Origin of the sequence: Inquilinus sp. CA228, assembly GCF_052078665.1 — a bacterium.
Classification (GTDB): Bacteria; Pseudomonadota; Alphaproteobacteria; order DSM-16000; family Inquilinaceae; genus Inquilinus.
This window is the reverse complement of record NZ_JBQJIK010000139.1, coordinates 1-9,062: the sequence shown is the minus strand read 5'-3', so window position 1 is coordinate 9,062 and position 9,062 is coordinate 1. Positions and strand designations below refer to the sequence as shown.

Genomic DNA, 9,062 nt, shown 5'->3' with positions numbered 1-9,062 from the left:
TGCGGGAGCTGCAGGCGGAGAATGCGGCGCTGCGCGAGCACGAGCACACGCCCTTGTACGAGATCCAGGGCTGGGCGGGTCAGGGCGGGCGGTCGCTGTTCGACACGCTTCTGGTGTTCGAGAACTACCCGGTCGACCAGGCGCTGCGCGAGCGCGACAGCCGGGGGTTGCACAGCCAGGGCCTGCGCTTCGGCGAGGTCTCGAACCTGGAGACGACGAACTACGCGCTGACCCTGACGGTGCAGGCCGGCGGGGACATCGAGATCGGCTGGGGCTGGCGGCGCGACGCCTTCGACCACGACCGCATCGAAGGGCTGATGCGCCAGTTCGAGGCGCTGCTGGTGGGTCTCGCCCAGACTCCGGATGCGCTCCTGGGCACCATCGCCCTGCCGACCCGGGAAGACCGCCAGCGCCTGTCGCAGCGGAACGCGACGGACATCGCCTACGAGGCGGTGCCGAATGTTCTGTCGCTGATCGAGCGCCAGGCGCGGGCGACACCGGATGCGGAAGCGCTGGTGTTCGGCGCCGAGCGGCTGAGCTATGCCGAGCTGGACCGCCGCACGAACCGCCTGGCGCAGGCGCTGGCGTCCCGCGGTGTCGGCCCGAACGTGCTGGTCGGGGTGGCGGCGGAGCGCTCGGTCGAGATGGTGGTGGCGCTGCTCGGCATCGCCAAGGCGGGCGGGGCCTATCTGCCGCTCGACCCCGAGCATCCGCGCGAGCGCCTGGCCGGCACCATCGCCGAGACCGGGCTGAAGCTGGTGCTGGCCCAGGCGCATCTTCTCGACCGGCTGCCGCAGTCGGACGGCGTCGAGGTGGTGGCGTTGGAAGGCTGGGACCTGTCCGGCTATGCCGATGAGGCGCCTGCCGTGGATTGGCATGCGGAGGGCTTGGCCTACTGCATCACCACCTCCGGCTCGACCGGCAAGCCGAAGGCGGTGGGCAACAGCCACAAGGGGCTCTTGAACCGGCTGCAATGGATGCAGGCGGAGTACGGCATCGGTCCTTCCGACCGTGTGCTGCAGAAGACGCCCTACGGCTTCGACGTGTCGGTGTGGGAGTTCTTCTGGCCGTTGATGACCGGGGCCTGCCTGGTGGTGGCGGAGCCGGGGGCGCATCGCGACCCCGAGGCCTTGGGCCGGGTGATCCGGGACGAGGGCATCACGACGCTGCACTTCGTGCCGTCGATGCTGGGAGCCTTCGCGGCGTCTGGCGAGCTGCCGGGCTGCACCAGCCTGCGTCGGATCCTGTGCAGCGGCGAGGCGCTGCCGCGCGAGCTGCAGGACGAGGTGCTGGGTCAGACCACGGCCGGGCTGCACAACCTGTACGGCCCGACCGAGGCGGCGATCGACGTCACTTTCTGGGCCTGCAAGCCCGAGCCCGGACAGACCAGCGTGCCGATCGGGCATGCCATCGCCAACACCCGGATCCATGTGCTGGACGCCGATCTGAACCCGGTGCCGGAGGGTGTGTCGGGCGAGCTGTACATTGCAGGCGTCAACCTGGCGCGGGGCTATCTCGGCCGCCCCGACCTGACGGCGGACCGGTTCGTGCCGGACCCGCAGGGTCCGTCGGGCAGCCGGATGTACCGTTCGGGCGACCTGGTGCGGCGGCGTACGGATGGGGCGATCGAGTATCTCGGCCGGCTGGACCATCAGGTGAAGCTGCGGGGCCTCAGGATCGAGCTCGGCGAGATCGAGGCCGGGTTGCGCGCCTATCCGGGCTTGCGGGATGCGGTGGTGATGCTGTGCGAGGGGCGTCTGATCGGCTATGTCGCCGGCGAGGCGCAGCCCGACGAGGCCGGGCTGAAGCAACACCTGTCGGCGATGCTGCCGGAGTACATGGTGCCATCGCGGCTGCTGTGGCTGGAGCAACTGCCGCTCTCGGCCAACGGCAAGCTCGACCGCAAGGCGCTGCCGGACCCGGAATGGGAGAGCAGCGCCGACAGCCGGGCCGAGCCCGAGGGCGAGACCGAGCAGGCCGTCGCCCAAATCTGGATGGAAGTCCTCGGCCTCGCCCATGTCTCCCGACACGACGACTTCTTCAACCTCGGCGGCCATTCTCTGGCCGCCATGAAGGTGCGGGCGCTGCTGCTGGATCGGCATGGCCGCGCCCTGCCGATCCGCCATTTCTTCGACCATCCCACCCTCGCCGGGTTGGCCGCCAGCCTGGACCTCGGGCCTGCCGAGCAGCGCCTGGACGACATGGACAAGTGGATGAGCGAACTCGAGGACCTGACATGACCGTCGACGCTCAGCAGATCGCCCGCCGCTTCGCCGCGCTGGTGCCGGACCGCCGCCGCGCCTTCCTGGACAAGCTGGCCGAGCACGGGGTGGATTTCGCCACCCTGCCGATCGTGCCGGTCGAGCGCGGCGGCGACCTGCCGCTGTCGCACGCCCAGCGCGGGCTGTGGCTGACCTGGCAGCGCGACCCGACAAGCCCGGCCTATACCATGGCCGGCATCCTGTCCCTGTCCGGCGAGCTCGACGCCGCGGCGCTGCAGGCGGCGGCCGGCGATCTCGTGGCCCGGCACGAGGCGCTGCGCACCAGCTTCGGCATCGACGCCGAGGGCCGGCCGGTGCAGCGCCTGCATGCCGAGCTGCCGCCGCCCTTCACCATCCGCGACCTGCGCGCCGCAGGGGAGGCGGAGAGCGACGCCTTCGCCGAGGCCCTGGCGCGGCAGCCCTTCGACCTCGAATCCGGGCCGCTGCTGCGCTTCGAGCTGCATCGGCTGGGCGACCGTGAGCACCGGCTGGTCCTGGCCCTGCACCACATCGTCGCCGACGGCTGGTCGATCGGGTTGCTCATCCGCGACCTCGCTGCCCTCTACGCGGCCCGGCGCGACGGCAAGCCCGCCGGCCTGCCGCCGCTGACGCTGCACTATGCCGACTACGCCGCCTGGCAGCGCAGCTGGCTGGAGGCGGGGGAGGAGGCGCGCCAGCTCGACGCCTGGAAGGCGGCGCTGGGCGACAGCCACCCGCCGCTCGACCTGCCCTTCGACCGGCCGCGGCCGGCGGAGCGCAGCGACGCCGGGGCGGCGCACAGCTTCCGGCTGTCCGGGCCGGTGAGCCGGGGTCTGCGCACCCTGGCCCGCGGCCGCAATGCCTCGACCTTCATGGTCGTGCTGGCGCTGTTCAAGCTGCTGCTGGCGCGCAACGGCGGCGGCGACGACATCCGCATCGGTGCGCCCCTGGCCCATCGCGGCCGGGCCGAGACCCATCCGATGATCGGCTATTTCACCAATGTCGCGGTGCTGCGCACGGTCATCGACCAGCGCCAGGGCTTCGCCGCCCTGCTGGACCAGGTGCGCGAGGGCCTGCTGGCGGCCGAGACCCGGATCGACGTGCCCTTCGACTTGGTGGTCGAGGCCCTGGCCCCGCCGCGCCAAGCCGGGGTGCTTCCGCTGTTCCAGGTGAAATGCACCGAGCAGGCCAGTGCGCCGGGCGGCGGCGACTTCGCCGGGCTGGCCATGAGGCTGCGCGGCCTCGGCAGCGGCGCCGCGCATTTCGACCTCAGCCTCGACTTCACCGACCGGGCGGACGGCATCGACATCCTGATCGCCTACACCACCGATGTGTTCGACGCGGCCACGATAGAGCGGCTGGCGATGGATCTCTCGATCCTGGCCGAGGCCGTGGTGGCGGCGCCGGAGCGACGGCTGGCCGATCGCGCACCCGCCCCGGCGCCGGACACCGCGTTCGGCCCGGCCAGCGCCGAGCCGCCGGCCGACCTGGTCGCGGCCTGGCGGACGCGGGCGGCGGCGCGGCCGGAGGCGGTCGCGATCCGGCACGAGGAGCGGTCCTACACCCGCGTCGAACTCGACCAGGCGACCGACCGACTGGCGCGGCGGCTGGTCGCCCGCGGCGTCCGGCCCGAGCACCGCGTGGCGCTGCAGATGGGGCGCACGCCGGAATGGGTGCTGGGCATCCTCGGCGTGCTCAAGGTCGGTGCGGCCTATCTGCCGCTCGACCCCACGGCACCGGCCGAGCGGCGGGCCGAGCTGGTGGCCGACAGCGGCGCCCGCTGGCTGCTGGTCGATGCCGAGACGCCCGAAAGCTTCGGCTGCGAGGTGCTTCGCCTGTCGCTGGACGACAGCACTGATGAGCCTTTGGCCCAGTTGCCCGAACCGGCGCCGGACCAGGCCGGCTGCCTGATCTACACCTCGGGGTCGACCGGCAAGCCCAAGGGCGTGGTCGTCACCCGCGGCGGCATCGCCGACTACGCCCGCGGCGTGCTGCAGGTCCTCGGCCTGCCGGAGGGGGCGCGGATGGCGATGGTCTCGACCGTCGCCGCCGATCTCGGCAACACCGTGCTCTACGGCGCCCTGTATGGCGGCGGCGAGCTGCACCTGATCGACCCGGCCCGCGCCTTCGACCCCGACCGCTTCGCCGAATACATGGCCGCTCAGCACATCCAGGTGCTGAAGATCGTGCCGAGCCATTTGCAGGCGCTGCTGCAGGCGCGCCGGCCGCAGGATGCGCTGCCGGCCCACACCCTGGTGCTGGGCGGCGAGGCCACCGGCTGGCCGCTGCTGGAGCGGATCCGCGAGCTGGCGCCCGGCTGCCGCGTGGTCAACCACTACGGCCCGACCGAGGCCACGGTCGGCGCCCTGTGCCAGCCCGCCGCAGAGGCCCGGCGCGCGTCCGGCACGCTGCCCATCGGCCGGCCCCTGCCGGACGCCGCGGCCCATGTGCTGGACGATCATCTGAACCCGGTGCCGGCCGGGGCGGCGGGTCAGCTCTATCTCGGCGGCCCCGGCGTCGCGTGCGGCTATCTCGGCCGTCCGGACCTGACGGCCGAGCGCTTCGTGCCCGATCCCTTCGGCCCGTCCGGCGCCCGGCTGTACCGCACCGGCGACCGGGTGCGGCGGCTCAAGGATGGCAGCCTCGAATTCCTCGGCCGGGCCGACGACCAGGTGAAGATCCGCGGCTACCGGGTCGAGCCGGGCGAAGTAGCGACGGCGCTGCGCAGCCTCGACGGCGTCGCCGACGCCGCGATCATCGCGATGTCGGCGGAGGACGAGCGGCTGCAGCTCGTCGCCTATGTCGCGGCGCCGGCGGGCACGGATCTGGAGGCGGTGAAGGCCAGGCTGGCGGCACGGCTGCCGGACTATATGGTGCCGGCCGCCTGGGTGCGGCTCGACGCCCTGCCGGTCACTGCCAACGGCAAGCTCGACCGCAAGGCGCTGCCGGCGCCCGAGGCAGCGAAGCCGGCCGGCGAGCCACCCCGGGAGGGGACCGAGCAGGCGCTGGCCGCCCTGTGGTCCGGCCTGCTCGGCACCGACGCGATCGGCCGCGACGACAACTTCTTCGCCCTGGGCGGGGATTCGATCCTCAGCCTCAAGCTGCTGGCCCGGATCCGCAAGCAGGGGCTGGCCGGCGGGCAGGCCTTGACCCTGGCCGACATCCTCAATGCCCGCAACCTGGCCGATCTTGCGGCCCGGATCGCGCCGACGCCGCCGAAGGGGCCGGAGGTGGTGCATCTCCAGAGCGGCGGCGACGGGGTGCCGCTCTACTGCCTGCCGGGGCTGATCGTGAACTCGACCGAGTTCGCCTCGATGGTCACGGCGCTGGGCGGCGACCGCCCGGTCACCGGCTTCGTCAGCCACGTCTATACCGAGCAGCGCTGGCGCGGCTACGACATGGCGGCGCTGGCGCAGGAGTTCGCCGGCCATATCGAGCGCACCGCGGGCGGGCGCTGTGCCCTGCTCGGCTGGTCCTCCGGCGGCGACCTGGCCTTCGAGACCGCGCATCGCCTGAAGGGGCGGGTGTCTATCGAGTTCCTCGGCCTGGTCGACGTCTTCGAATCCGTCGATTTCCGCACTGACCGGCAGCCGCCGGCGGAGGAGCGGCAGCGGGCCGCGACCCTGCTCGAGCAATGGCTCGGCCGCTCCGCCATGGCGAAGCAATGGCGGTCACTGTTCGGGCTGATGGACGAGAGCGAAAAGGCGGCGCTGGACGAGTACGTCCTGGCCCATGCCGACGGCCTGCCGGCGGACGGGCCGGACCTGACCTCGCGCGAGTTCGAGCTGTGGGCGATGCTGGACAAGCGGCTGCGCGCCGCGCGCTACGCGTACCGGCCGCTCGACCTGCCGGTCCATGTCTGGCAGGCGGAGGATTCGCTGGGCCGGCCGGAGCGGCTGCGCGACTGGGGCCTGCTGGCGCCGGTGGCGGCGCTGGCGCGGGTGCCGGGCGCCACGCATCTCGACATCATCCATGCCCCGGACTTCCAGTCGGGGGTCCGGGAGGCGCTGCGCCGGGCCGATGCCGTCCCGGCGGTGGCGGCGCAGTAGGCGGGGAGGGGCCTCAGGCCCCGCCGGTCAGTGGGGGTAGCTGATCGGCGGGCCGCCGGCCGGGTTGGGCAGGACGCCCATCGGGATGCCGTAGATCGCCTGCAACTGCTCGGGCTGCAGGATCGCGTCCGGGGCGCCACGGGCGATCAGCCGGCCGGAATGCAGCGCCACGATGTCGTCGCAGAACCGGGCCGCCATGTTGATGTCGTGCAGCACCACGACGACACCCAGCCCCTTGCTCCGGCTCAGCCGCTGCACCAGCGCCAGCACATCGACCTGATGGGCGATGTCGAGGGCGGAGATCGGCTCGTCCAGCAGCAGGCAGGCGGCATCCTGCGCCACCAGCATGGCCAGCCAGGCGCGCTGCCGCTCGCCGCCCGACAGGGTCTCGACCAGCCGGTCGGCGAAGGGGGCGATGTCGGTCAGTTCCATCGCCTCCTCGACCTTCTCCCGGTCGACGGCGCCGAAGCGCCCGAGCGCGCCGTGCCAGGGATAGCGCCCGAGCGCCACCAGCTCCCGCACCAGCAGGCCGGAGGCGGGGGGCGTCTGCTGCGGCAGATAGGCGACCCGGCGGGCGAAGGCGCGGTCGGCCCAGTCGCGCAGCGGCCGCCCCTCGAACCGGACCGAGCCCGCGCTCGGCGGCTGCTGCCGCGCCAGGATCTTCAGCAGCGTCGACTTGCCGGAGCCGTTGTGGCCGATCAGCCCGGTGACCCGGTGCGGCGCCAGCGTGAGGTCGAGCGGCTGCAGCAGGGTGCGGTCGGCCACGGCGAAGGCGGCCTGCGACAGCTGGAACATCGCCGGCGCGGCATCGGTCTCGGCCGCAGGAGCGGGGGCGGTGTGGTTCATGCCGGTCTCGCTTTCTCCAGCGGGCAGGTCGAGCACAGCCCCAGGCTGGGGATCAGATAGCGGATGCAGCAGACGCGCCGCAGCCTTTTTTGCTCGCCGTCGCGCTCGACATAGCGCACCGGCTCGAACAGGGGGTTGCCGCGCCGGCCGGGCCAGTCGCGGCTGGCCATCAGGGCGCGGGCCTGGGCCGGTCCTGGGCCGCGCGCCATGCCGGAATCCTCGATCTGCCGCAGCAGGTTCTCGAACAGGTTGCCGACATTGCTCCACAGCACCTTCGCGGTGGCCCCGCTCTGCGCCGCGAGCGCGCGGATCACCGGGTCGATATGGCCGTCGACCAGCGGGCCGAAACGCTCGAAGCCGTCGGCCGGGGCGGCCCGGCTGCCGCCATGCTGCAGCTTGAACGCCGTCGTCTGTCCGTCCGGGGCCAGCACGACCTCGACCTCATCGAGCCCGGTCGGCAGCTCGTGCTCCAGCAGCAGGCTGGCCGCCACCACCGGCGTCAGCAGCATCCAGAAATGCCATTTCGCCCAGAGCGAGGCCACCGCCCGCGGCTCCGGCTGGTCGTAGCGCCCGGCGAAGCGCTCCAGGATCGGGCCCAGCACGGCGGGGTCGAGCAGGTCCGATCCCGGCATGGACGGCCGCGGATCGTCGGCCAGCACCAGCCGGTCGGCGACATCGGCCAGCGGGCCGATGAAGATCGGGGCCAGGGCGTCGATCATGGGTTGCCTGCGGGTGTCATGCCGGCCGTCGTCGCTGCATCAGCCAGATGAAATACGTGCCGCCGACGAAGGTCGCAACCAGCCCGGCGGGAACCTGCCAGGGAAAGGCGACGGTGCGGCCCAGCCAGTCGGCCAGCACCATCAGCCCGGCGCCGAGCAGCCCGGCCGCCAGGATCTGCGGCGTCGGCCGCCGCAGGCCGAGCATGCGCACCATGTGTGGCGCCATCAGCCCGACGAAGCTGAGGGGGCCGACCGTCAGCGTCGCCCCGGCGGTCAGCGCCGAGGTCAGCAGCAGCAGGGCCACGCGGCTGCGGCCAAGCGACACGCCCAGCGCCCGGCCGGTCGCGGCGCCGAGCGGCAGGATGGTCAGCCAGCGCCCGGCCAGCGGCAGGATCAGGGCGGCGGCGAGGGCGAGGCCGCAGGTGATCGCGGCGTCGCGGCCGGAGACGCCATAGGTCGACCCCGACAGCCAGCCCAGCAGCAGCGCGGTGCGCGGCTCGCCGCTGAACAGCAGCCCCGCCAGGAAAGCGAAGGCGATCGTGGTCAGCGCCGTGCCGGCCAGCAGCATGTGCTCGGAGGAGTAGGCCGAACGCCGGCCGAGTGAGAGCACCGCCAGCAGCGCTGCCAGCGCGCCGATGCCGGCCACCCCGGTCAGGGCCAGGCGGTCCAGCCCGGGCACGATGAGAGCGGCCAGGATCAGGGCCAGGGCGGCGCCGGAGGAGACGCCGAGCAGCTCCGGGCTGGCCATGGCGTTGCCGGTCAGGCGCTGCAGCACCACGCCGGCCGTCGCCAGCATGAAGCCGGCCCCCAGGGCGGCGGCGACGCGCGGCGCCCGCCAGGGCAGCAGCAGGTCGAGCTCGCCGCCCAGGCTCCAGTGCCAGCCCTCCGGCGTGCGGCCCAGCGCCAGCGCGGCCCAGACGATCAGGCCGAGCAGCAGCAACGCGCCGGAGACCCAGGGCCAGGGATGCCGGCGGCGGTGGTCGGTGGAGGCGGCCGGGCGGTCCGGCCGGGCCTCGCCTGCTGCCGGCCGCAGCCGGCGCAGCAGCCACAGCAGCAGCGGCGCGCCGAGGAGGGCGGTGACCGCGCCGGTCGGCACCGATCCGGCGGCGTCGACGAACTGCACCAGCTGGTCGGTCAGCGCCAGCAGCCCGGCGGAGATCGCGGGACCCCAGACCAGGCGGTCGCGGAAGCGGCGGGCGCCGGCGAGG

General features: G+C 73.2%; 5 protein-coding genes. 2 read left to right on the top strand and 3 right to left on the bottom strand.

The genetic code is table 11. The features are described 5' to 3' along the window. Positions 1 to 2,240, top strand: a 2,240-nt coding sequence (locus ACTOWL_RS36885; RefSeq protein ID WP_441326291.1) for an amino acid adenylation domain-containing protein, incomplete at its 5' end; no start/stop codon positions are given. Beyond that, positions 2,237 to 6,289, top strand: coding sequence for an amino acid adenylation domain-containing protein (locus ACTOWL_RS36880; protein WP_441326290.1), 4,053 nt, complete (start codon positions 2,237 to 2,239; stop codon positions 6,287 to 6,289). The genes ACTOWL_RS36885 and ACTOWL_RS36880, both read left to right, overlap by 4 nt. A gap of 27 nt (positions 6,290 to 6,316) precedes the next feature. Here ACTOWL_RS36880 and ACTOWL_RS36875 read toward each other — a convergent pair whose 3' ends face one another. The 3 genes from ACTOWL_RS36875 to ACTOWL_RS36865 all read right to left on the bottom strand — a co-directional run. Next, a complete protein-coding gene (locus ACTOWL_RS36875; RefSeq protein ID WP_441326289.1) occupies positions 6,317 to 7,135 on the bottom strand; it encodes an ATP-binding cassette domain-containing protein in 819 nt (272 codons plus the stop codon). Next, positions 7,132 to 7,854, bottom strand: coding sequence for a siderophore-iron reductase FhuF (gene fhuF, locus ACTOWL_RS36870; protein WP_441326288.1), 723 nt, complete (start codon positions 7,852 to 7,854; stop codon positions 7,132 to 7,134). The genes ACTOWL_RS36875 and fhuF overlap by 4 nt, the downstream gene beginning before the upstream one ends. A 16-nt stretch (positions 7,855 to 7,870) precedes the next feature. Further along, positions 7,871 to 9,062: iron chelate uptake ABC transporter family permease subunit (locus ACTOWL_RS36865; RefSeq protein WP_441326287.1), on the bottom strand; the 1,192-nt coding region annotated here is incomplete at its 5' end.

Excerpts from the sequence above, each read along its gene's own strand:
- ACTOWL_RS36875 (WP_441326289.1), bottom strand. The coding sequence starts at position 7,135 with ATGAACCACACCGCCCCCGCTCCTGCGGCCGAGACCGATGCCGCGCCG.
- fhuF (WP_441326288.1), bottom strand. The coding sequence starts at position 7,854 with ATGATCGACGCCCTGGCCCCGATCTTCATCGGCCCGCTGGCCGATGTC.
- ACTOWL_RS36880 (WP_441326290.1), top strand. The coding sequence starts at position 2,237 with ATGACCGTCGACGCTCAGCAGATCGCCCGCCGCTTCGCCGCGCTGGTG.